Annotated in this window: 18 protein-coding genes; 13 read left to right on the top strand and 5 right to left on the bottom strand. The window is 60.5% G+C overall.

The window, feature by feature from the left end:
- Positions 1-137 precede the first annotated feature (137 nt).
- A complete protein-coding gene (locus J0F90_RS12055; RefSeq protein ID WP_004937838.1) occupies positions 138-1,520 on the top strand; it encodes a diaminobutyrate--2-oxoglutarate transaminase in 1,383 nt (460 codons plus the stop codon).
- A gap of 18 nt (positions 1,521-1,538) precedes the next feature.
- A complete protein-coding gene (locus tag J0F90_RS12050; RefSeq protein ID WP_033641419.1) occupies positions 1,539-3,008 on the top strand; it encodes a pyridoxal phosphate-dependent decarboxylase family protein in 1,470 nt (489 codons plus the stop codon).
- A 70-nt stretch (positions 3,009-3,078) separates the two neighbouring features.
- On the opposite strand, the gene J0F90_RS12045 is transcribed toward J0F90_RS12050, so the two are convergent.
- Together J0F90_RS12045 and J0F90_RS12040 are read right to left on the bottom strand one after the other, a co-directional pair.
- Positions 3,079-3,606 (bottom strand): carboxymuconolactone decarboxylase family protein, encoded by a 528-nt coding sequence (locus J0F90_RS12045; RefSeq protein ID WP_033640338.1) that lies wholly within the window; start codon positions 3,604-3,606, stop codon positions 3,079-3,081.
- 3 nt (positions 3,607-3,609) lie between these two features.
- Positions 3,610-4,398, bottom strand: a complete 789-nt coding sequence (locus tag J0F90_RS12040) for a cyclase family protein (RefSeq protein ID WP_033640340.1) — start codon at positions 4,396-4,398, stop codon at positions 3,610-3,612.
- Positions 4,399-4,525: 127 nt separating this feature from the next.
- On the opposite strand from J0F90_RS12040, the gene J0F90_RS12035 reads away from it, so the two are divergent.
- Entirely contained in the window at positions 4,526-5,332 is an 807-nt protein-coding gene (locus J0F90_RS12035; protein ID WP_227944604.1) for a helix-turn-helix domain-containing protein, read from the top strand.
- A 68-nt stretch (positions 5,333-5,400) separates the two neighbouring features.
- Positions 5,401-6,330 (top strand): LysR family transcriptional regulator, encoded by a 930-nt coding sequence (locus J0F90_RS12030; protein ID WP_033640342.1) that lies wholly within the window; start codon positions 5,401-5,403, stop codon positions 6,328-6,330.
- A gap of 7 nt (positions 6,331-6,337) precedes the next feature.
- On the opposite strand, the gene J0F90_RS12025 is transcribed toward J0F90_RS12030, so the two are convergent.
- Entirely contained in the window at positions 6,338-6,979 is a 642-nt protein-coding gene (locus J0F90_RS12025; RefSeq protein ID WP_033640343.1) for a TetR/AcrR family transcriptional regulator, read from the bottom strand.
- A gap of 93 nt (positions 6,980-7,072) precedes the next feature.
- Here J0F90_RS12025 and J0F90_RS12020 point away from each other — a divergent pair, with 93 nt between their 5' ends.
- The 8 genes from J0F90_RS12020 (at position 7,073) to pqqF (ending at position 14,521) form a co-directional block, all read left to right on the top strand.
- Positions 7,073-7,735 carry an O-methyltransferase gene (locus J0F90_RS12020; RefSeq protein WP_033640344.1) on the top strand — a complete coding sequence of 221 codons (663 nt, stop codon included), beginning with the start codon at positions 7,073-7,075 and terminating at the stop codon, positions 7,733-7,735.
- 81 nt (positions 7,736-7,816) lie between these two features.
- Entirely contained in the window at positions 7,817-8,866 is a 1,050-nt protein-coding gene (locus J0F90_RS12015; protein WP_033640346.1) for a dipeptidase, read from the top strand.
- Positions 8,867-8,983: 117 nt separating this feature from the next.
- Positions 8,984-9,061 (top strand): pyrroloquinoline quinone precursor peptide PqqA, encoded by a 78-nt coding sequence (gene pqqA / locus J0F90_RS12010; protein ID WP_004937827.1) that lies wholly within the window; start codon positions 8,984-8,986, stop codon positions 9,059-9,061.
- A 58-nt stretch (positions 9,062-9,119) separates the two neighbouring features.
- Positions 9,120-10,031, top strand: a complete 912-nt coding sequence (gene pqqB, locus J0F90_RS12005) for a pyrroloquinoline quinone biosynthesis protein PqqB (RefSeq protein ID WP_033640348.1) — start codon at positions 9,120-9,122, stop codon at positions 10,029-10,031.
- Between the two features lie 9 nt (positions 10,032-10,040).
- Positions 10,041-10,796 (top strand): pyrroloquinoline-quinone synthase PqqC, encoded by a 756-nt coding sequence (pqqC, locus tag J0F90_RS12000; RefSeq protein WP_015376769.1) that lies wholly within the window; start codon positions 10,041-10,043, stop codon positions 10,794-10,796.
- Complete coding sequence (pqqD, locus tag J0F90_RS11995) at positions 10,796-11,074, top strand: pyrroloquinoline quinone biosynthesis peptide chaperone PqqD (protein ID WP_016927749.1); 279 nt, start codon at positions 10,796-10,798, stop codon at positions 11,072-11,074. Before pqqC ends, pqqD begins: the two co-directional genes overlap by 1 nt.
- Positions 11,067-12,203, top strand: coding sequence for a pyrroloquinoline quinone biosynthesis protein PqqE (pqqE, locus tag J0F90_RS11990; RefSeq protein ID WP_033640350.1), 1,137 nt, complete (start codon positions 11,067-11,069; stop codon positions 12,201-12,203). Before pqqD ends, pqqE begins: the two co-directional genes overlap by 8 nt.
- A 2-nt stretch (positions 12,204-12,205) precedes the next feature.
- Positions 12,206-14,521: a pyrroloquinoline quinone biosynthesis protein PqqF gene (pqqF, locus tag J0F90_RS11985; RefSeq protein ID WP_033640352.1), complete on the top strand. Its 2,316-nt coding sequence runs from the start codon at positions 12,206-12,208 to the stop codon at positions 14,519-14,521.
- A gap of 139 nt (positions 14,522-14,660) precedes the next feature.
- On the opposite strand, the gene J0F90_RS11980 is transcribed toward pqqF, so the two are convergent.
- On the bottom strand, positions 14,661-17,696 hold the full coding sequence (locus tag J0F90_RS11980; RefSeq protein WP_072009665.1) for an autotransporter domain-containing protein: 3,036 nt from the start codon (positions 17,694-17,696) through the stop codon (positions 14,661-14,663).
- Positions 17,697-18,603: 907 nt separating this feature from the next.
- Between J0F90_RS11980 and J0F90_RS11975 the strand changes: the two genes are divergently transcribed.
- Entirely contained in the window at positions 18,604-20,697 is a 2,094-nt protein-coding gene (locus J0F90_RS11975) for a putative bifunctional diguanylate cyclase/phosphodiesterase (RefSeq protein WP_033640356.1), read from the top strand.
- Here the strand turns inward: J0F90_RS11975 and J0F90_RS11970 are convergent.
- Positions 20,694-21,890: an MFS transporter gene (locus J0F90_RS11970; protein ID WP_033640357.1), complete on the bottom strand. Its 1,197-nt coding sequence runs from the start codon at positions 21,888-21,890 to the stop codon at positions 20,694-20,696. The two genes, J0F90_RS11975 and J0F90_RS11970, sit on opposite strands and share 4 nt — an antisense overlap.
- Between the last annotated feature and the right edge of the window lie 50 nt (positions 21,891-21,940).

Here is a 21,940-nt window from a genome sequence, read left to right as displayed (position 1 = left end):
CAATTCAAAACAAAATCGGCTATTGAGTCCCAGGCGAAAAAGCCATATATTGGTCGCGCTTTTCACAAGGCAGTTACTTTTCTAATTCATTAATTCAATCGTTGCGTGTTGAGACCTTCGGTTGTAGGAGAGATATGATGACGGATAAAGTCCGTATTGATACTTTAGTTGCAAACTCATTAAACGGAAACAATGAAACCTATTTGGCGCGTCAAGCCGAATTTGAGTCGAATGTTAGGAGTTATCCGCGCAAACTGCCGTTGGCAATTGCGAAAGCCCAGGGCGTTTGGATCACTGATGTTGAGAATAATCAATATCTTGATTGCCTGGCCGGGGCGGGAACGTTGGCTCTTGGACATAATCACCCCGACGTCCTGCAAAGCATCCAAAATGTCATTACCAGCGGCTTGCCGTTACATACTCTCGATCTCACGACCCCGTTGAAAGATCGTTTCTCCGATTACCTGCTCTCTCTGTTGCCTGGCGAAGGCAAAGAGTATTGCCTGCAGTTCTGCGGTCCGTCCGGCGCCGATGCGGTGGAAGCCGCGCTGAAGCTGGCGAAAAAGCACACCGGCCGTTCCGGCGTGATCAGCTTCTCCGGCGGTTATCACGGCATGACCCACGGCGCGCTGTCGGTCACCGGCAACCTGTCGCCGAAGGCGGCGATCAACGGCATGATGCCGGAAGTGCAGTTCATGCCTTACCCGCATGAATACCGCTGCCCGCTGGGCATCGGCGGCGAAGCCGGCGTCAAGGCGCTGACCTACTACTTCGACAACCTGATCAACGACGTGGAAAGCGGCGTGCGTAAACCGGCTGCGGTGATCCTGGAAGCCGTTCAGGGCGAAGGCGGGGTTAACCCGGCGCCGGCCGAGTGGCTGCAGCGCATCCGCAAAGTGACCCAGGAACACGGCATTCTGCTGATCATCGACGAAGTTCAGGCCGGTTTCGCCCGTACGGGCAAGCTGTTCGCCTTCGAACACGCGGGCATCGAGCCAGACATCATCGTGATGTCGAAAGCGGTCGGCGGCGGCTTGCCGCTCGCGGTGCTGGGCATCAAAAAAGAGTTCGACGCCTGGGAACCGGGCCACCACACCGGCACCTTCCGCGGCAACCAGCTGGCGATGGCCACCGGCCTGACCACCCTGCAGTACCTGAAAGAGCATAAGGTCGCCGACAAAGTGGCCGCTCAGGGCGAGTGGCTGAAAGGCAAGCTGGCCGAGCTGCAGAAACGTTATCCGGTGATCGGTCACGTCCGCGGTCTGGGCCTGATGATCGGCATCGAGATCGTCAAGCCGAACGAAGCGCAGGATCATATGGGCTGCTACCCGGCCGATGGCGAGCTGTCCGCGCTGCTGCAGAAGAAATGCTTCGAATCCGGTCTGATCCTGGAGCGCGGCGGGCGCAACGGCTGCGTGCTGCGCCTGCTGCCTTCCCTGCTGATCACCAATGATGAGCTGGGTATTTTCCTGGATAAATTTGAGCAGGCGCTGCTGGCCGCCGGCGTCAAGCCAGTCTGATTGGAGCGAATGACCGCGATGTCCAAGTTAAACCCGATTCTGGCTTCCTCGGCGCACAGCGCCGAGGCTTACCGCCAGGCGATCGCGCAGAGCAGTGAAGCCGTCGTGCAGTGGCTGCAACAGCCCGAGATGTATCAGGGCAAAAGCGTTGCCGAACTGCGCGAGCGCATCAAGCTCGACTTCACCCCGCAAGGCCTGGGCAACCAGGCGGCGATCGAGCGCGCCATCGAGTATTTTTTGAAAGACAGTCTGTCGGTGCACCACCCGCAATGCGTGGCGCACCTGCACTGCCCGAGCCTGGTGATTAGCCAGGCCGCCGAAGTGCTGATCAACGCCACCAACCAAAGCATGGACTCCTGGGATCAGAGCCCGTCGGCCACGCTGATCGAAATGAAATTGATTGAGTGGCTGCGCGCCCAGGTCGGTTACCCGTCCGGCGACGCCGGGGTATTCACCAGCGGCGGCACCCAGAGCAACCTGATGGGGCTGATGCTGGCGCGCGACGCGTTCTTCGCGCGTCAGGGCCACTCCGTGCAGCAGGACGGTCTGGTGGGCGATCTGCGCAAGCTGAAAGTGTTCTGTTCTGAAAACGCCCACTTCTCGGTGCAGAAGAACATGGCGCTGATGGGCCTCGGCTATCAGTCCGTCACCCTGGTGAAAACCGATCGCTTCGCCCGCATGGACGTGAACGATCTGGCGGAAAAACTGGCGCAGGCCAAGGCCAACGGCGAGCAGGTGATGGCGATTGTCGCCACCGCCGGCACCACCGACGCCGGCGCGATCGACCCGTTGCGCGATATCGCACGGCTGGCGGCGGAGCAGCAGATTTGGGTGCACGTGGATGCGGCCTGGGGCGGCGCGCTGCTGCTTTCCGAGCAGTACCGCGACTACCTGGACGGCCTGGAGCTGGTGGACTCCATCACCCTGGACTTCCATAAGCAGTTCTTCCAGACCATCAGCTGCGGCGCCTTCCTGCTGAAAGACGAGCGCCACTACGAGCTGATGCGTTATCAGGCGGCCTACCTGAACTCCGAGTTCGACGAAGCGCAAGGCGTGCCGAACCTGGTGTCCAAATCGCTGCAGACCACCCGCCGCTTCGATGCGTTGAAGCTGTGGATGGGGCTGGAAGCGCTGGGGCAGAAGCAATACGCCGAGATCATCGATCATGGCGTCACGCTGGCGCAACAGGTGGCGCGTTACATCGCCGATCAGGAAGCACTGGAACTGGTGATGCAGCCGCAGCTGGCCAGCGTGCTGTTCCGCTACCGTCCGGCGCAGCTGGCGGCGAATGGCGACGCGGCCGTCGCGCTGTTCAACCAGCGTATCGGTGACGCCTTGCTGGAATCGGGCCGCGCCAACGTCGGCGTAACCGAGTTCGATGGCGTAACCTGCCTGAAGATGACGCTGCTGAACCCGATCGTGACGCTGGAAGACATCAAGCTGTTGCTGGCGTTGGTCGAGAAAACCGCGCAGCAGTTGCCGGCGTAACCCTCCGCCACTGCGCATTAAAAGCCGATAGCCCCAGGTTATCGGCTTTTTTATCGCGCTCAGCGCGTACTCAATCCGTTGACATGTTTTCCCAGGATGTCGCTTGTAGGTCCAGATCGATTTCCAGCGTTTCCAAAAAGCGCGCCGTCATCATGTAGTGCCCAATAATTAATGACAGTTCAGCCAGTTGAACCTCATCATAATAGCGCCTGACCGCGTTAAACGTGTCGGCAGAAACCTTCACCTGCTGCACGCATTCATCGACAAAATGCAAGATGGCCGCCCCTCTGGCGTCGATGCCCACACCCTGCTCTATTTTCTCGATGTCGTCATCGCGCCACCCCGCAAGGATCGCCAACGGATAGTGTTGCATACGCTCATAAGCGCTGTGGCTTAACGCGCCAACCCTTAATATGATCATTTCCCGATCTTTATCACACAGTCGCCCGGCCGGAAAAGAAGCGCCCAGCGACAGATATCCCTGCGCCGAACGGCTGGTTTTCAACAGACCCAGCGTAAGATTGGCGGGAAAACGGGCATATTGTTGCTGTTGCTCAACCGTTAATTCACTCACTGCCGGCAGTTTTATTCTGGCCATCGTTTATTCCCCCGCGCGTTCATCGATAATTGCAACCGGCCGAGCCCAGCCGGCGGATGCCTTATAAACTTTGACCGGCAGACTGATCACGTTGAATCCGCAGGGGGGGAGCAATTCAAGATTGCACAGTTTTTCAATCTGGCAATAAGGATATTTACTGCCGGCATAGTGCCCTTCCCAAATAAGCGAAATATCGCCGCTTTGTTCAAATTTGGTGCGCGTATGGCTGAATGGCGCATCCCAGCTCCAGGCATCGGTGCCAACCACTCTGACGCCGCGTTCAGTAAGATACAGCGTCGCCTCACGGCCCATGCCGCAACCGCGATGAATAAAATCTTCACTGCCGTAGCGCCCACCGGCCGCCGTATTGACCAGAACAATATCGCCGACGGCGAGCGGATGATCAATCCTCGCTAATTCACGCTCAATATCATGTGCAGTGACCACATAACCGTCTGGAAAATGGCGAAAATCCAATTTGACGCCAGGGCCGATACACCATTCCAACGGTATTTCATCAATGGTTTTTGACGCCGAACCGTCGTCCATATGCGAATGGTAGTGATAAGGGGCGTCCATATGCGTCCCCGCATGGGTGCTCATGCGGACAAATTCCACCGCCCAGCCCTCCTGACGCGGCAGCGCCAGGGGATCCAGGCCGGGAAATGACTCCGCCAGCTGCAACGCTCCGCGCTTGTTGTCAACATACTCGATTTCCGGCAGAAACCGCTCCGGATCGGAAGCGATCCCGCTCATCAGCGGCACCGAAAGATCAATGATTTTACCGTACATATTGTTACCTTTATCCAGGGGAATGACCTGCCCAGAGTAAGCTTTCCCCATAGAATAGAAATGCCGATTATCAGACAACTTATTGTTATAATAGGAAGACGCAGCCATGAACGGACAGGAAGGCGTCATGAAACCGTCAGAATTGACCGGGGAAATCCCAATATCGATTTGGTTCAGAAATAAATCCTGGCCGGCAGGAACGCAATTCCCTTTACAGGCGTTGCCATGGGGCAAACTGATGTATTCCATGAAAGGGTTGGCGGAAATAAATATTGAGGACAATATTTATTTATCCACACCGGAATATGCCATTTGGCTCCCCGTTAATACCGAACATGAATCCGTAGCAAAGAGTGCAATTGACTATGTCATTCTTCATGTCAGCCCCCCGCTATGCCAATCCTTACCGAGCAAACCGCAAACCCTGCGGCTGAATAAGATCGTCAAAGCGGTGCTGGCCGATTTTTCAGAAAGGCGCATTGGCTATCCGCACACGCCTCAGGACCAGACGTTGGTGACCGCATTGCTTGAGCAGCTGGCGCTGTCGGAGCGTTTTGACAGCTACCTGCCGCTCGGCAGCGACGACGTGATCAAGATCATGACCGAAAAGATGAGCGCCGCGCCGCACGATTTCAACACGTTGGCGCAATGGTCGGGCATGCTGGGCTTGAGCGAGCGTACGCTCTCGCGGCGATTTCTCGCCGCCACCGGCATCTCTTTCAATGAATGGAAGCTGAGAAGCAAAACCCTCATGGCGATGACGCTGTTGCAGGAAGGGAGAGCCGTCAAATATGTCGCCTCTACCCTGGGGTATCACGATCCTTCCGCGTTTATCGCCATGTTCAGACGGCAAACGGGCCAGTCCCCCTCCGGTTTTTTAGCGGTAAGTCATGGCCCCCCGAAAACAGGCTCAGGCATAATGCATGGCGACTGATGCAGCATTCGTACGCACAAACTGCATCGAACGCCTTCCCCCTATTCAGCACGACAGGATGCGCACGCATGACAGACCCTGATTTCAACCTGCTGATCGCGCTCGACGCGCTGCTGACGGCGGGCAGCGTTGCCGGCGCGGCGCGCCGTCTCGGTTTAAGCCCCTCGGCGATGAGCCGTACCCTCAGCCGACTGCGCGCGGCCACCGGCGATCCCCTGCTGGTGCGCGCCGGCCGTCATATGGTGCTGACGCCCTATGCCGAAACGCTGCGCGAGCGGGCGCGGCACGCGGCGTTCGAAGCCCGCGCTGTGTTGCGTCCGGCGCAGGGAGCATTGGATCCCGCCGCGCTGGATCGTACCTTCACGCTGCGCGCCAATGACGGCTTCGTCGAGGCCTTCGGCCCGGCGCTGATCGCCGCCGCCGAACAGGCGCCGCGGGTGCGGTTGCGCTTTGCGCCCAAGCCGGAGAAAAGCGACCGCCCCCTGCGTGAAGGTCTGGTCGATCTGGAGATCGGCGTGTTGGGTGACATGGGCCCGGAAATCCGCCTGCAGGCGCTGTTCCGCGATCGCTTCGTTGGCGTGATGAGAACCGCACACCCGCTGGCGCAACAGCCGGAGATTGACGTCGCCGACTACGCCGCCTGCGGCCACGTGGTGGCCTCGCGCAGCGGGCGCATCCTCGGGCCGGTAGACGCCGCGCTGGCGGAGCTGGGGCTGGCACGCCATATCGCCGCCGTGGTGCCGAGCTTTCCCGCCGCGCTGGCGGTGGCGCAGGCCTCGAACCTGTTGGCGTTGCTTCCCGCCTCTTTCGTGCAGGCTCAACCTGCCGATGGCCCGCTGCGCGTCTTCGAGCTGCCGGTAAAAACGCCGCCCATCACCGTCTCGCAGATGTGGCATCCGCGCCTGGACGCCGAGGCGGATCACCGCTGGCTGCGGCAGTTGGTGCTGTCGGTTTGTCGTCGGCAGGCGCAGCCCCCGTCGAGTGACAATGTCACCTAAAAAGCGTTTACGGCCTCTGATGTCCGTTTAAATCGGCCAGATAAGCGCAGAACATGTCCGCCATCGCATCGGCATAAGCCGCGATCTCGGGATCAGTTCGCGGCGTTTCGGAGAATTGCTTGCCCGCCGCCCCCAACGTGCCGACGATCAGATCGCCCGCCAACCGGCGAGTGACCTGCGGAACATCAGGCAACGCTTCGCACATGAAAACCTGCACGATATCCTTGCCGGCTGCCTTTACCGCCTGTGCCTCCGGCGCATCGCGGTAAAGCGGCGCCGCATCATTCAACGCTACGCGCATCTGCGCCTCTTCACATTCCGAACGGATAAACGCCTGCACCAACAATCGCAAGCGCGCGAACGGCGTTTTCTCGCGGTCGGCCAAAATACGGCCCAGCATATCCGTGGTCTGCCGCCATTCGTCGCTCTGCAAACGAAACAGGATCGCCGCCTTATTGGGGAAATACTGATAAAGCGACCCGACGCTGACGCCGGCACGCTCGGCCACCCTGGCGGTGGTGAAACGCGCCGCCCCCTCCTGCGCCAAAACCTGAATAGCGGCGGTCAGAATAGCGGACACCAGTTCGGCGGAGCGCGCCTGTTGCGGTTGTTTTCTCGAGGAAATTTGCTTACTGCGGCGTTCAGTCATAGCGGGCGGCCAATGCGAATAGAGGAATGCGAATAGTTCGTCATATTATAACGGCATGCGCTAACGCGCTCCATTTACGACAGGAAATTTGCCATGAGTACCCTGACCACTGCCCCCTTAGCGCCGCTGCTAAACCGCCTGTTCCAACAGGCATCCCGCCGGTCGCCGGCGCTTGCCGCCCTGTTCCGCGACGTGCCGGACGCAGAGCAAAGCCGGCTGATGCAGAGCAAAACCGAGTACCGCGAACTCTACCACCGCCTGAAGGATTTCCCGCTGGCCGTGTCGCCGGCGACCGGGGCCTTGCTCTACATGTTGGCGCGGGGTTGCCGGGCGCAAAGCATCGTCGAATTCGGCACGTCGTTCGGTATTTCGACCCTGCACCTGGCCGCCGCACTGCGCGATAACGGCGGCGGCCGATTGATTACCTGCGAGTTTGAACCGAGCAAAGCGGCGCGGGCGCGCGACAACCTGACCGAAGGCGGCGTCATCGACCTGGTAGAGATCCGCGTCGGCGACGCCCTGGAAACGCTGCGCGGCGATCTGCCGGCCACGGTCGACCTGCTGCTGCTCGACGGCGCCAAGGGACTTTATCCCGATATTCTCGACCTGCTTGAGAGCCGTCTGCGGCCCGGTGCGCTGATCGTCGCGGACAACGCCGATGACAGCCCGGATTACCTGGCGCGGGTGCGCGATCCGGCGACGGGCTATCTCTCCACGCCGTTCGCGGATGACGTCGAATTGACAATTCGGCTTTAAAATCCCCATCGAGCGAGGGTTGTTCCCCCTCGCTCGATGGGAGAACATAGCGTTCACGATGCCTGACGCAGTGAAACGCCCATGACGCTTCCCCCTCTCTGGCCGGTCTTCGACGGCCATAACGACCTGCTGCTCAATCTGTGGCTGCAGCATGACGACGATCCGGTCGCCGCCTTTTATTCCCGCGTCACGCCGGGCCACATCGATTTCTCCCGCATGCAGCGCGGCGGATTCTGCGGCGGGCTGTTCGCGGTATTTATTCCTCCGGTCGGCTATATCGCCCAGATGCGTAATCAAACGCAGGACGAGGCGCAGGCCGCCTTCGATCCGCTGGCGATCGCCGAACGGCAAATCGCCATCCTGCAGCAGTTGGAGCAGGCTTCTCAGGGGCGGCTGCGCATCTGCCGCACCGCCGCCGAGATAGAGCAGTGCCGCCTCAACCGGCAAATCGCCGCGGTGCTGCATATCGAAGGTGCCGGCATGATCGATGCGGAGCTGACGCAGTTGGAGGCCTTCTACCGGCTGGGCGTGCGCAGCATCGGGCCATTCTGGAATCTGCCTAACGCCTTCGGCACCGGCGTCAGCGGGCCGTTCCCCGGCTCGCCCGATACCGGCCCCGGCCTGACGCCGGCCGGCGAGGCGCTGATCCGCGCCTGCAACCAGCGACGCATCATGATCGACGTTTCGCACATGAACGAGAAAGCCTTCTGGCAAACCGCCGCGCTGAGCCGCGCGCCCCTGGTCGCCACCCACTCAAACGCCCACGCCCTCTGCCCGCAGCCGCGCAACCTGACCGACGCGCAGCTGGACGCCATCGCCCAGAGCGGCGGGATGGTCGGCGTCAATTTCGGCACCGCCTTCCTGCGGGTGGACGGTAAACGTGACAGTGCAACGACCGGCTTAACAGAAATTGTTAAACACGTTGAGTATTTGATCGCTAAACTTGGTGAAGATCGCGTGGGATTTGGCTCTGATTTTGACGGAGTCAACGTACCGCAACCGTTGGAGGACGCCGCAGGCCTTCCGCGCCTGACGCAAGCGCTGGCGCAGGCCGGGTTCGATAACCGGCTGCTGGAGAAGCTGACCTGGCGCAACTGGCTGAACGCGCTCGCCGCCACCTGGGGTGAATAACCCGGTTACGCTTTAAAGGTTGCGATCTTCGTCACATTTCGCCAACATTGGGCCGACCTAATGCGAAAATTTCTCATTGGGCTCGAACTATCACGATGCATGTAAAGGAGCACCGCTATGACTACCTGGACTAAACCTGAGTTTGTTGACCTGCGTCTGGGGCTGGAAGTGACGCTGTACATTTCCAACCGTTAATCGCCTGTCTGCCCGCCTTTCGCGCGGGCATTTCTTTCCCTCTTTTTCTGGTTCAGACATGCAGATAAAAGTTCTCGGCTCGGCAGCGGGCGGCGGCTTTCCCCAGTGGAATTGCAACTGCGACAACTGCCGGGGCGTTCGCAGCCACAGCATCAACGCTACGCGTCGCACGCAGTCTTCCATCGCCGTCAGCGACGACGGTAAAAACTGGGTGCTGTGCAACGTTTCACCGGATATTTGCCATCAGCTGCTGGCTTCGCCCGAATTGAACAATCCCGACGTGCTGCGCGGCACCGGCATCGGCGCGATCGTGCTGACCGACAGCCAGATCGATCACAGCGCGGGCTTGCTCAATTTGCGTGAGGGCTGCCCACACCACGTCTGGTGCACCCCTGAAGTGCATGACGATCTCAGCACCGGCTTCCCGGTGTTTCCCATGCTCTCCCATTGGAACGGCGGGTTGATTCACCACCCGGTGACGCCCGGCGAACCGTTCCGCACGGCGGTCTGCCCAAACGTGCGCTTCACCGCCATTCCGCTGCTCAGCAACGCGCCCCCCTATTCGCCGTACCGCGATCGCCCGCTGCCGGGCCACAACGTGGCGCTGTTTATCGAAGATACCGCGCGCGGGGCCGGTCTGCTGTACGCACCGGGCCTGGGTGAGCCGGACGAGGCGCTGATGCCCTGGCTGCGCCGGGCGGATTGCCTGCTGATCGACGGCACGCTGTGGCGTGACAACGAGCTGGCCAACGCCGGCGTGGGACGCAATACCGGCAAAGACATGGGGCACCTGGCGCTGGCGGAAGAGCACGGGCTGGCGGCCCTGCTCAGCACCTTGCCCGCCAAACGCAAGATCCTGATCCACATCAACAATACCAACCCGATCCTCAATGAAGACTCCGCGGAACGGCAGAGCCTGACCGCCGCCGGCATCGAAGTGAGCTGGGACGGCATGAATATCGAACTGTAGGGAATCGCCATGACGCAACCACGTCCCCTGACGCCGCAGGCATTTGAAGCGGCGCTGCGCGCCAAAGGCGCTTATTACCACATCCACCACCCGTATCACATCGCGATGCACAACGGCGAAGCGACGCGTGAGCAGATCCAGGGCTGGGTGGCCAACCGGTTCTACTACCAGACCAGCATTCCGATCAAGGATGCGGCGATCATGGCCAACTGCCCGCAGCCGGACACCCGTCGCAAGTGGGTGCAGCGCATTCTGGATCACGACGGCTACGGCGGCAGCGAAGGCGGCATCGAGGCCTGGCTGCGCCTCGGCGAGGCCGTCGGGCTGCAGCGCGACGCCCTGCTATCCGAGCAGTTGGTGCTGCCGGGCGTGCGCTTCGCGGTGGACGCCTACGTCAACTTCGCGCGCCGCGCCTGCTGGCAGGAAGCAGCCTGCAGCTCGCTGACCGAACTGTTCGCGCCGCAAATCCACCAGTCGCGTCTCGACAGCTGGCCGCAACACTACCCGTGGATCGACGCCGCCGGCTACGACTATTTCCGCAGCCGCCTCGGCCAGGCCAACCGCGACGTGGAACACGGCCTGGCGCTGGCGCTGGACTATTGCGATACCGTTGAAAAGCAGCAGCGCATGCTGGAGATCCTGCAGTTCAAGCTGGACATTCTGTGGAGCATGCTGGACGCCATGAGCATGGCCTACACCCTGAACCGCCCGCCTTACCACAGCGTGACCGCCGCGCGGGTATGGCACAACCAGAGGCTGGTGTAATGACGCTGAACCCTGAACACACTCCCGTCTTCCGCCGCGGTTACCGCCTGCAATGGGAGCAGGTGCAAAACAGCCATGTGATCCTCTATCCGGAAGGCATGGCCAAGCTGAACGACAGCGCCGCCGCCATTTTGCAACTGGTCGACGGCCACACTACGCTGAACGGCATCATCGCCCAGTTGAACGCCCGCTTCCCCGGCGCCGAAGGGTTGGCGGACGACGTGCTGGAATTTTTCCAGCGCGCCTACGAACAAAAATGGGTGACCTTCCGTGACTGAACCACGTGCGCCGGCGGTGAATCCGCCGCTCTGGCTGCTGGCGGAGCTGACCTACCGCTGCCCGCTGCAGTGTCCGTACTGCTCCAACCCGCTCGATTTTGCCGCGCAGGAAAAAGAGCTGACTACCGCGCAGTGGATAGAGGTGTTCCGCCAGGCGCGGGCGATGGGCAGCGTGCAGCTCGGCTTCTCCGGCGGCGAGCCGCTGGTGCGTAAAGACCTGCCCGAGCTGATCGCCGCCGCCCGCGATCTCGGGTTTTACACCAACCTGATCACCTCCGGCATCGGCCTGACCGAGAAAAAGCTGCAGACCTTCGCCGACGCCGGGCTGGATCATATTCAGATCAGTTTTCAGGCCAGCGACGAAACGCTGAACGCCGCGCTGGCGGGCTCCGCCAAGGCATTTCAGCAGAAGCTGGCGATGGCCAAGGCGGTCAAGGCGCTCGGCTATCCGATGGTGCTCAACTTCGTGTTGCATCGCCATAATATCGGCCAGATCGACCGCATCATCGAACTGGCGATCCAGCTGGATGCCGACGACGTCGAGCTGGCGACCTGCCAGTTCTACGGCTGGGCGCACCTGAACCGTGAAGGCCTGCTGCCGACCCGCGAACAGATCGCCGAGGCAGAAGCCGTGGTGAAACGCTATCGCGAGCGCATGGCCGCCGACGGCAAACTGGCTAACCTGCTGTTCGTCACGCCGGATTACTACGAGGAGCGGCCTAAAGGCTGCATGGGCGGTTGGGGCGCCATCTTCATGAGCGTGACGCCGGAAGGCATGGCGTTACCCTGCCACAGCGCCCGTCAGTTACCGATTAAGTTTCCGTCGGTGCTGGAGCACGATCTGCAGCATATCTGGTACCACTCCTTCGGCTTTAACCGCTATCGCGGCTATGACTGGATGCCGGAGCCCTGCCGTTCCTGTTCGGAGAAAGAGCAAGACTACGGCGGCTGCCGCTGCCAGGCGTTCATGCTGACCGGCAACGCCGACAACGCCGACCCGGTGTGCGGCAAATCGCCGCATCACGGCACCATCCTGGCGGCGCGGGAAGCGGCGAACCGTTCGCAGATCGGTATCGATCAGCTGCGTTTTCGCAATCAGACCAACTCCCGTCTGATCTTCAAGGGTTGACGATGGCGCCCGCCGCCGCTTCGTGGCAGCTCGATAACGGTTTGGCCGTCAAAGCGATAAGCGACCCTGCCGCCGACGCCGCCGCCGCGCTGGTGCGCATCGAAGCGGGCAGCTTTCAGGCGCCTGCCGCCTGGCCCGGCCTGGCGCATCTGCTGGAGCATATGCTGTTTCGCGGCAGCGCGAACTTCAGCGCGCAAGATGGGCTGATGGGCTGGACCCAGACGGCCGGTGGCCGGTTAAACGCCACCACCCAGGCCACGCAAACCGCGTTTTTCTTTGAGGTGGGCGCCGCCCATCTGGCGGATGGGTTGGCGCGGCTGAGCGATATGCTCGCCGCTCCGCAGCTGGCGACTGAGGCGATCGCCCAGGAGATCGAGGTCATCGACGCCGAATACCGCCTGCTGCGCGCCGATGTTGAAACCCGCTGCGAAGCGGTGCAGCGGCAGATGTTCAGCGGATTTGACGCGCTGCATCGCTTTCATATCGGCAGCCGCGCCGCTTTCGGCAGCGATATTTCCGCGTTGCAGCAGGCGTTGCGGCAGTTTCACCACCATTATTACCGCGCACCGAACATGACGCTGTGGCTGCAAGGCCCACAATCGCTTGAGCAGCTGCATGCGCTGGCACAGCGCTACGGTGGCGGCTTGCCGTCGGGCAGCGCCGCGCCGCCCGAGACATTGCCGCCGCTGGCCGCCGGGCAAGATTACACGCTGTCTCTTCCCGGCGCGCCGCAGCTGCGACTGGTGTTTGCCCTGCCGCACTGCCGTTCACGCGGCTGGCTGCGGCGGCTTGAGCGTTTATTGCTGGACGACGCCCCTGGCGGGCTGCTGGCACGGCTGCGCGCGCACGCGTGGGGCGACGCCGTTCGGCTGGATTATGCCCGCTGCGGCGAAAACAGCGCCCTGTTGAGTTTTATTTTCACCGTCAATCACGGCTCGGCGTCTGAGGCCGCCCATATCGAAAGCGCCTTGCTGGCATGGCTGCAGGCGTTGAACGCGCTGACACCAGGCCAGCTCGAGCATTTCGGGCAACTGGCGAACCGCGATTTTCACCGTCTGGCGCCGCTCGATCAACTGCGGGCCAGAGCGTTTGGGCTGCCGCCGACGGAACAGCATGACGACTGGACGCGGCAACTCGCTATGCTGATGGCGGCGCCGCGCCGCCGCCTGGCCGTGCAGCCCGAGGGGGGCGGTGAAACGCGCGAAATCCAAGGGCTGCCGCTGACCCTTGGCCCCTTCGCCGGCGCCGCGCTGGCGCCTACAGTGGAACCTTTCCGCTTTTTCTCCGCTTCGGCGGCGCTGCCGATCCCGCCCTTGCCGCCCGGCCAGGCGCCGCTGCAGCATCTGCGTTCCGGCGAGGCGCAGCCGGTGCTGTTGCTGCGCCCATCGTCACATGGCGCACTCAGCGAAGAACAGGCCTGTGGCTTGCAGGCGGCGCTGCGTCCTGGCGCGGCGGAGCTGGCGCATCGGGAGGGACATTTAAGCGTCGAACGCCACCAGGGCGTGTGGCTGCTGCAGCTGGCGGGCAGCCACGGGCTGATCTGCCACGGCCTGAACGTCGTGAACCGGGCTCTGGCTGCGCAGCCGCCGGCCGTCATCAACGAGGCGGCGAGAAACCTGCGCCACGCGCAGTTAAAACAACAAAACGATATCGCCATTCGCCGCCTGTTGGCCCAATTACCGGCGGCGCTGAACGTCTCTACGGCAACGGCGCCACACTGGCATGCCACTCTGGTCGGCGGCGATGGCGAGTTAAAACGGCGGCTGTCACATTTGCTGTATGACTTCCCCTACGCCATAACGGCTGAGCCGCAAACGCCGCCGCGTTTACATCCCCCTGTCACGCTGACGGAAAGCGGCGCCGAACACGCCTTGCTGCAGTTTTACCCGCTGCAAAACGATGAAGCCGAAGGCCGCTGGGCGCTGCGCGTGCTGGCCCGGCTTTACGCGCCGCGCTATTTTCAGCGGCTGCGCGTGGAACGCAACGTGGGCTACGTGGTGCAATGTGCCTTCCACCGCTGCACCCATGCCGAAGGCCTGCTGTTCGCGCTGCAATCCCCGACGTTCACCGCAGAACAGCTGCGGCAGTTAAACGACGAATTCTTGCTGCAGATGCATCATGAGCTGACGCACGTTAGCGTTGGTGAGCTGGAGCAAACGCAACAGGCGCTGCAACAAAACTTGCAAGGCTTCAGCGCCGAGCCGTTGCAACGCGCGCGGGAGATTGCGTTGGAAAATCGCGCGGCCATTGCCGCCGCTGCGCCGATCACGCTGACGCAATTGCGCTATTGGCAGCAGCGTTTGTTTTCCTCTGATTGATTAACCCGGCGGCGAACACCGGCCGGGGGAATAGGTCGCGGAGAAAGTATCGCTCATGCCGCAGAAGGCCGGCTGGCCGCGAAAAAAAAGCCCCCATCGTCACGATGAGGGCTGAATAAAGCGAAGCATGCAACCGCGATCAGAAGCGCCAGGTCAGACCGGCGTTGACGCTGTTGTCCTGGTGGTTGGACGACAGCTGCCCGCCGTAGCCAAGGGACAGGACGGCGTTTTTGTTAATCGATACATCGACGCCCGCTTTCAGAATCGCGCCATCGCGAGAAACAGGCACGCTGTTCACGTCGAACGCCGCATCGGTGCGTTTGAACATCAGCTGCGTTTTACGCTCCAGCTTGCCGTACTGATGCTGCCAACCAAGCTCGCCGCGCAGCGCGATCGCCACGCTGTCGGTTTGCCACTCGGTGTCGGCGCGCAGCCCCAACGTCGAGGCGGTGGCGGACTGACTTTGTTTGTCGCCGCGCAGCGCCGCTGCCCCGCCTTGCTCGTTGATCTCCTCGTTACGGTAATGGGTATACGCCAGGTTGGCGAACGGCTCAAGGTTGACCGCATCGCTCGTCCAATCGTAGCCGCTTTCGATGAACAGCTGACCGGTGCGCGCGTTATACTTGGCCTTCTCGCGATCCGACTGCGCGCCGTAGTTCACCGAGCGCGAGGTGTCGATGCGATGCCAGGTATAGGTGCCGCCCGCTCGCAGCGCCAACGCGCCGAAGCGTTTGTCGCCGTACAGCCCCAGATGGTAGTTGTCGCTGTGAGCATCTGACTGATAACCGCCATCCAGCGAAGTGCGGGTATACCCGGTCATCATGCCAAGCCGGCCGTCGTCAAACAGTTCGCTGTCCAGACCTAACAGCACGCCATAGGTGGAGGTCTGGTAACCGGTGGCGTTGTCGTTGCCGGAAGCATGCCCCCAGCTACCCAGCAGTTTCGCCCAGGCGCCGTTGTCATCCGCTTTAATGTCGGTAGCGGTGCGGCGGCCTTCCGCCTGGCGCAAGCGCTCGGTGGCGGTATCGCGCAGGTAACGGCTTTCGTTGATCTGGGCGGAAGCCATATCCGCGTGGATCTGGCCGGACAGTTGACGGGTCGCCTGTTGCAATTCTCTGGCCGAGGTGAAGCCGAGGAAGCTTTCATAGACCGGATGGCCCGCCACGATGCTCGCCTCTTCGCTCACGGCTTGCGCCTCGCCCCCATCGCTTTGCAGCAGGTTGGCCTCTTCGGCCGCCGGGATCGCCACGCTGCGTTTGGCCGTTTCCGTGACCGGTTCCGTCGCGTTGAGCGTCTCCACCGCACGAGCTACCGCTTTCTCGTTCTCAGTGCTGGCCAGGCTGTCAAAGCTGGCGTCGGTGCGCGTGATGCCAAGGCCGACGTCATTGCCCTGATAATCCAGCGCGACTTTAACAAACGGATACGATGGGTTGGCGTTTTCGAATCTACCGGTAACGCCGTCCGTCGTGGTCAGGATGGTGTACTTGTTGCCCAGCAGACTCTGCGCCTCATTCTGCGACAGTAGGTTTTGGCTGCGCTCCAGGCTGACATTCACACTGCCGCCGTTGAGGAAAGCGCGCCGCGCGGCGATCTTATCGCTGCGGCCATTGTCCGCCACTTCCACGTTATACTGCGAACCGCGATCAAAAATGGCATCGTGCAACACATGCAGCGTGCCGATGCCGTTGCCCGGCGCGACGCTGCCGCTCCGAGCCGCTCTGAAGGCGCCTACGGTGCCCTCACCGGACAATGTGCCGCTATTTTCGATATAGACGTTGGATGCCACCGAACCGTCGATCGCCAACACGCCCTGTTTCACCCAGGTATCACCGCGATAGGTGTTATTACCCAACAGCGCCAGCGTACCGGCGCCCGTTTTGGTCAAGCCGCCGTGCCCGCTGATGTCGTTACTCCACGAATCGAAGTCGCATTCGCTCGACGTGCAGCGCCGCTCAACAGAGGTACCGGGTTCGACGATATTTCCCAGGCCGGGGATATTCACCACGAACTGTTTTTCACTGTAGGAGCCCGGCACATAATATTCCTGCGGGATATCCTCTTGGGTAATAAACATTTTCGGACCGTTGATCGCATCGCGTAAATTGACACGTCCCCAGCCGAACAGATTATCAATACCGGCAACACCCAAATCGGTGGCGGTGGTTTTAATGACTGCGGATATTTGATCGGCGCTCATATAAGGGAAACGTTGCATCAATACGGCGGCAACGCCGGTAACGTGCGGCGCCGCCATTGAGGTGCCGGATTTATTGCCGTAGCCGGGATTAACCGACAGCTCGCCCTTATTATAAGCTTCGCGATTCACGGCGCCGCCGGTATTGGATTCCAGCCGGCCAACGGTGCTGTAAATATCAGAACCCGGCGCGGAAACGCAGTAGCTGGCCGTTTGTCCGCAGCTGGTCGAGGAAACGCTTAACTGATTTTCGTCACTCAGGTTGGTCACAATCAGGTAATTATTCAGTACGTCCGGGAAAGCGTAAGGCAGTGACTTTTGCGCTTCCGGGATATTGTAGTTGTTGTAATTTCCTGCCGAGAAGACGATCAGCTTGCCGTGCCTGGCCGCTCGCAGCAGCGTCGACATGGCGCTGTGCCCGCCGGTGGGCACCGGTTGTTCGCTGCCCCATTCCACGCTGGATTTGCTGCGCATCATCTCGGCGATCACTTCGCTTTTTACGAATGCCACGTAGTCCGGCCTGCCGTTCGGCAACCAGATGATATCGCCTTTGGCGTCTCGCCGGATATCCGGCGCGATCCCCCAGCTGTTATTGATGACGCGAGCCGCGCTCTGAATCAGCTCTTCACGGCCGTTGCGATTACCGTAATCATTCAATTTGGTGCCGATAATATCCGCGTCGAAAGCGACGCCGTGCATGCCTGCGCCATCTCTTTTAGCCGCAGCGATACCGGCTACGTGCGTGCCGTGATCGCCGAAAGACATATTATCTTGTTTATCATACGAGAAATTATAGCTGCCGTTATCCAGGCGCGTCAGTTTACCGGAGAATTCAGAATGGGAAAGAATGGCGTTATCGATAACGCCGATGGTTATACCTTTTCCGGTATAGCCTCTGGCATAGGCGAATTCGGCGGAAATAGCCTCAAGCCCCCATTGGCGATTAAACTCCGCGGTTTTCCAACTGTCAGGCGCGCCCAATCGACCGGGGTCCTGATAAGCGGCAAGAGAAGAATGAATGGATAAGCCATAACAACCCAGAAAAACGCAATACGCTAACTTCAATCTTTTATTAAGTATCATTTTACGCTCCATGTTTATTTATACCCAGAAGAAAACTTACGTTTTAACCGCGCTGAAACCTCCTATGATCGTGAAACGACGGATAACACATGCGGACCCGGCGCGGGCCGCACGAACAGACATGCTGAGAGATGCAAATGGGCGCAGACAGACAAAGGGATGCCATCGCGCCGGGCGCCTATGGCGCAGACGTCTGGAGAGGAGGCGAATGTACGCTTGCCGGCGCCGTTGCGCCGGAATGACCCGACCATCGGGACCGGGCGTAAGGATCAGGCTGTGGGTGCATTTTGCTTCATCATCCAGTTTTGCTAATGATTTTCATTCGCGAGGCTATCTTATACGTAAGCAAAGTGTCAACAGATGAAACAAAACATTTCTTGATTTGTATCATGACTTTTCTCTAAGCGCCGAGCGACGGTGCTGCGATAACCGCTGAAGAGTGCATGAAATGACGGCTATTGCCGCCATAAGTGAGATTTTTATCGGTGAATACGCATAGCGGCGACAGTGCAGACGATGGAAGAGCATGAAAACACCTGAATATCTCATCAAATAGAAACATCAGATTGATTAATTTTTATGGCAATAGCCCACTGTGGTCGGAGCACTTATTTTTCGATGCAATATAAGAGGGGCTTATAAATAACAGGAGTATTCCTAATGCGTTCTTGCGTAATCTATTTCATGCTACCAGGCCGGTTTTTAGCCGCGTCCGCTGGCTATTCCTAATTTCATTGGCAAGACTATATTGAAAGAGGCTCTGCTATAGAGCACGAATATGGGTAATTTTCCGAGGAAATACCGCATGACCCTGTTGCCCAAGCAGAGCAATAACAAAAATCCGATTGATCTCTATAGCGAAATCGTAGACGACTTGCCGGGTCTGATTTGCTTCGGCAACCGCCTTGGCGGTTACTTCAATAAGCAGTGGCGCGACTATACCGGCGCCATCGCCGGTGAGCACGGCGCCGCAGACTGGCTCGATGCCCTGCACACCGACGATCGCGATCGCCTGGCCGCGCAATGGCGCCAGGCGATCGTTGCCCTCTCCTCATTCGCCGGCGAAGCTCGTCTGCGCGAGCGCAGCGGCGCCTACCGGTGGTTCATGCTGGCGTTTAACGCCCGTCAGGACGGCATGGCGCAGGAGCCCAGCTGGTATCTCACCGCCACCGACATCCATCCGCAAATGCTGCAACGCCAGCAAAACGTTCAGGCGCTCTCTATCCAGCAAGACATGCTGGACGCCAGCGTCGATTGCATCAAAGTCATCAATCACGATGGCACGCTGCGCCACATGAATCGCTCCGGCAGCCTGGCGCTCGGTCTTGATCCGGCGCAAAAAGAGTTTGGCATGCCCTGGCTGGGGCTCCTGTCCCCCGAGATCCGTCGCCGCGGCAGCAAGGCGCTGCGCAGCGTCAGAGCCGGAAAAAATGCGCGCTTCGCGGGATTGAGCGTGACGCCGCAGGGTAAAAAACAGCACTGGGACAACATTCTCACACCGGTCAGCGACGAACACGGCGCCGTGGCCGAGATTTTGTGCGTCTCGCGCGACGTGACGTCGCAACGCGTGATGGAACAGCGCCTGTTGCTCGCCAGCGAATATGACGAATTGACCGGCCTGCCCAACCGACGCTTATTCAAGAAAAAGCTGAAGCAAGAGATGAAGCGCGCCCTGCACGGCAAAAAGTCGCTTGGGCTGATGCTGCTGGATCTTGACCACTTCAAGCTGGTGAACGACACGCTGGGCCACGCGGCGGGCGACCATCTGCTGCGGGTCTTGGGTAAAAGGCTCAGCGCCTGCATGAATGCGCATTCGTTCGTCTCCCGCCTCGGCGGCGACGAGTTTGCCGTGGTGATCAGCGACGTCGAAAACGAGCAGGATATTTTCCGCATCGCCAACAAGTTTCTGCTGCAGTTGGAGACGCCGATCACCCACGGCGGCAAGACGCTGCATTGCGGCATGAGCATCGGCGGCGCCATCTATCCCAAAGACGCTCGCGACGCTTCGGAGCTGATGAAATGCGCCGATACCGCGCTGTATGAACTGAAAGACGGCGGCCGCGGCGGCGTCTACATGTTCGATCGCAAGATGATGGACAAAGCCCGCGCCCGCGCCAGCCAGCTCAACTACGCGCGCCAGATCGTGCGCGACAACTGCATCCGCCCCAGCTACCAACCGAAGGTCTGCCTGATCGACGGCAGCATCGTCGGCTTTGAAGCGCTGCTGCGCTGGCACTGCCCGCAAAACGGCGTACAGCTGCCGGCGACGGTAAGCGAGGCGTTCAACGACTACGAATTGGCAACCAAGATCAGCGAAGCCATGCAGCTGAAAGTCTTCGCCGATATCGCCCGCTGGCGCGCGGCCGGCGTGGCGGTGCGGCCTATCTCGCTGAATGTGTCGCCGATCGAGTTTTTACGCGACAACTACGCCGAAACCTTCCTGCAACGCCTGCTGAAGTTCCGCATTCCCCATCACCTGATCGAACTGGAAGTGACCGAACACGCGTTCAACAAGCACGGTTCGAAATACGTACTGCGCGCGCTGCAAATGCTCAAAGAGATGGGTATCCGCATCGCGCTGGACGATTTCGGCACCGGCCACTCCTCGTTCAGCCATATCATGGACTACCCGCTGGACTGCATTAAGCTGGACTGCGACTTTATTCAACGCATGAACACCGAACCGGCGATCCTGGCGATCGTGGAAAGCATCGGCATTCTCGGTCAAAAGCTGTCGATCGATATCATCGCCGAAGGCGTGGAAACCGAGCAGCAGCGCCAAACGCTGTGCGAAGCCGGTTTCCATATCGGCCAGGGTTTTCTGTTCAGCCGGGCGGTCGAGTCCCAGCAGGTGCCCGAGCTGCTGCAGGCGATGCCGCAATCTGTCGAGGGCCGCTAAGCGCCCTGCCGTGCGCCGAACGGCGCCAGTTTCATGCCGACCAGCGTCACCACGCAAATGACCGCCCCGGCGTAAAAGGTGGAGGCGGAACCGAACAGCTCCCACAGGGTTCCGGCCCCGAGACTCGCCAGCAGCAATGCCACGCCGCTGATCAGATTGAACATGCCGAACGCGGTGCCGCGCAGATGCGCCGGCGCGGTGTGCGCCACCATTGCCGCCAACAGCCCCTGCGTCATGCCCATGTGCACGCCCCACAGCGCCACGCCAAACAGCACGCCCGCCCAATGATCGCTCAGCGCCAATACCAGATCGGCGGCGATCAGCACCAGCAGCCCGGCTTTCAGCAATCCTTCATGACTCATGCGGTCGGACAATTTGCCGAACGGATAGGCCGAACAGGCGTAGACCAGATTCATGGCGACCATCACCAGCGGGATCAACGCCAGCGGCGTGCCGCCCTGCTGCGCCTTCAAGACCAGGAACGCTTCACTGAAACGCGCCAGCGTAAAGATCGCGCCGATGCTCACCACCCACCAATAGCTGCGCCCCAACAGCCGCAGGTTGGCGCGGGTAATCGGGTTGGTGCGCTTGTGGGTTATCGCGGCGGCCGGCTCTTTCAGACCGAAAAACAGCAGCGCAATCGCCAGCGCCGCCGGGATCGCCGCCACCCAGAAGATGGCGCGAAAATCGTTGTGCCACAGCAGCATCAGACCGACGGCTAGCAGCGGACCTAAAAAGGCGCCGACGGTATCCAGCGACTGGCGCAGCCCGAAAGCCGCGCCGCGGATCTCCGGCGGCGTCACGTCGGCCACCAGGGCATCGCGCGGCGCTCCGCGGATGCCTTTGCCTACGCGATCCAGCAGGCGCGCGCTCATCACCATGCCGGACGACGACGCGATGGCGAAAAACGGTTTGCTGATGGCGCCCAGCCCGTAACCCAGCAGCGCCAACCCTTTGCGTTTGCCGAGATAATCGCTGAGCACGCCGGAGAACACCTTGACGATCAACGCCGTCGCCTCCGCCAGCCCTTCGATCAACCCGATGACGATCACGCTGGCGCCGAGCGTCGTCGCCATAAACAGCGGCAACAGGCTATGGATCATCTCCGAGGAAACGTCCATCAGCAGGCTCACGCCACCCAATACCCACACGCCGCGCGGTATGCGGCCCAACGTAGCGAAACGCGACGACATGGTTCATCCTCGATCGATTCAGCGCCGCCAGAGGCGCCTCATGATTTTTC

Source organism: Serratia marcescens subsp. marcescens ATCC 13880 (genome assembly GCF_017299535.1).
GTDB classification, from domain to species: domain Bacteria; phylum Pseudomonadota; class Gammaproteobacteria; order Enterobacterales; family Enterobacteriaceae; genus Serratia; species Serratia marcescens.
Note: the sequence above shows the minus strand (reverse complement) of the source record. Positions and strands in the feature narration are given on the sequence as shown.

Excerpts from the sequence above, each read along its gene's own strand:
- J0F90_RS12055 (WP_004937838.1), top strand. The coding sequence starts at position 138 with ATGACGGATAAAGTCCGTATTGATACTTTAGTTGCAAACTCATTAAAC.
- J0F90_RS12050 (WP_033641419.1), top strand. The coding sequence starts at position 1,539 with ATGTCCAAGTTAAACCCGATTCTGGCTTCCTCGGCGCACAGCGCCGAG.
- J0F90_RS12045 (WP_033640338.1), bottom strand. The coding sequence starts at position 3,606 with ATGGCCAGAATAAAACTGCCGGCAGTGAGTGAATTAACGGTTGAGCAA.
- J0F90_RS12040 (WP_033640340.1), bottom strand. The coding sequence starts at position 4,398 with ATGTACGGTAAAATCATTGATCTTTCGGTGCCGCTGATGAGCGGGATC.
- J0F90_RS12035 (WP_227944604.1), top strand. The coding sequence starts at position 4,526 with ATGAAACCGTCAGAATTGACCGGGGAAATCCCAATATCGATTTGGTTC.
- J0F90_RS12030 (WP_033640342.1), top strand. The coding sequence starts at position 5,401 with ATGACAGACCCTGATTTCAACCTGCTGATCGCGCTCGACGCGCTGCTG.
- J0F90_RS12025 (WP_033640343.1), bottom strand. The coding sequence starts at position 6,979 with ATGACTGAACGCCGCAGTAAGCAAATTTCCTCGAGAAAACAACCGCAA.
- J0F90_RS12020 (WP_033640344.1), top strand. The coding sequence starts at position 7,073 with ATGAGTACCCTGACCACTGCCCCCTTAGCGCCGCTGCTAAACCGCCTG.
- J0F90_RS12015 (WP_033640346.1), top strand. The coding sequence starts at position 7,817 with ATGACGCTTCCCCCTCTCTGGCCGGTCTTCGACGGCCATAACGACCTG.
- pqqA (WP_004937827.1), top strand. The coding sequence starts at position 8,984 with ATGACTACCTGGACTAAACCTGAGTTTGTTGACCTGCGTCTGGGGCTG.
- pqqB (WP_033640348.1), top strand. The coding sequence starts at position 9,120 with ATGCAGATAAAAGTTCTCGGCTCGGCAGCGGGCGGCGGCTTTCCCCAG.
- pqqC (WP_015376769.1), top strand. The coding sequence starts at position 10,041 with ATGACGCAACCACGTCCCCTGACGCCGCAGGCATTTGAAGCGGCGCTG.
- pqqD (WP_016927749.1), top strand. The coding sequence starts at position 10,796 with ATGACGCTGAACCCTGAACACACTCCCGTCTTCCGCCGCGGTTACCGC.
- pqqF (WP_033640352.1), top strand. The coding sequence starts at position 12,206 with ATGGCGCCCGCCGCCGCTTCGTGGCAGCTCGATAACGGTTTGGCCGTC.
- J0F90_RS11975 (WP_033640356.1), top strand. The coding sequence starts at position 18,604 with ATGACCCTGTTGCCCAAGCAGAGCAATAACAAAAATCCGATTGATCTC.
- J0F90_RS11970 (WP_033640357.1), bottom strand. The coding sequence starts at position 21,890 with ATGTCGTCGCGTTTCGCTACGTTGGGCCGCATACCGCGCGGCGTGTGG.